The sequence below is a fragment of the Oleiphilus sp. HI0125 genome, from assembly GCF_001635355.1.
This window is the reverse complement of record NZ_LWGF01001229.1, coordinates 1-621: the sequence shown is the minus strand read 5'-3', so window position 1 is coordinate 621 and position 621 is coordinate 1. Positions and strand designations below refer to the sequence as shown.

General features: G+C 45.2%; 1 protein-coding gene. It reads right to left on the bottom strand.

The genetic code is table 11. The annotated features are described in order from the left end of the window. Positions 1–621: histidine kinase dimerization/phospho-acceptor domain-containing protein (locus tag A3762_RS21360; RefSeq protein WP_156493654.1), on the bottom strand; the 621-nt coding region annotated here is incomplete at both ends.

The following is a 621-nucleotide window of genomic DNA, read 5'->3' as shown; positions in this document are numbered from 1 at the left end:
CGTTATCCATAATCTTGTCGAACATTTGTTCTAAGCGCGATGCATCACCGAGAGTCTGAAATTCCTCGTCTACTTCAAACTCGACGTGCACCGGTTCTTCCCAATGATCAAAGTAACGATGCAGGAACTTAGTTAGATCTAAGCTGGAGAGCTGTTCTGATTGCATTGCGCTCTCTAAGCTCGCGGCCTCAGTAAGGTGCGCAGTGATTTGATGAAGTTGGTCCGCGCCTGCATCGATCCGTTCCAAGTAACGATTACCTTTGAGTTCTGGTTGCGTTTCAGTCAGTAATTCAATCGAGGTTTTGAGTTTATTTAGCGGGTTTGAAATCTCGTGACGCAAGGTCTGCGGTATACGTTCTAAGAACGAAGTATATGCACGTTGTTTTTGAAGCAGTTGCGTAATCGCGCGCGATAGATCGCCGATCTCGTCGGGGAAGTTTTTACTCGCCTGAATCTCTGTTTTTTCGATACGCCCATGTTCGTCAATCGAGCGCTGTGATTCTGCGTTTAACTGAGTAACACGGCGTACCAAAAAGAATGCGTATCCCACGAAAATGAGTATCACAATGCAAATAGCAAATGCCAAACGAAAAGCGATGGATCGTACTTTATCTTCTTCTT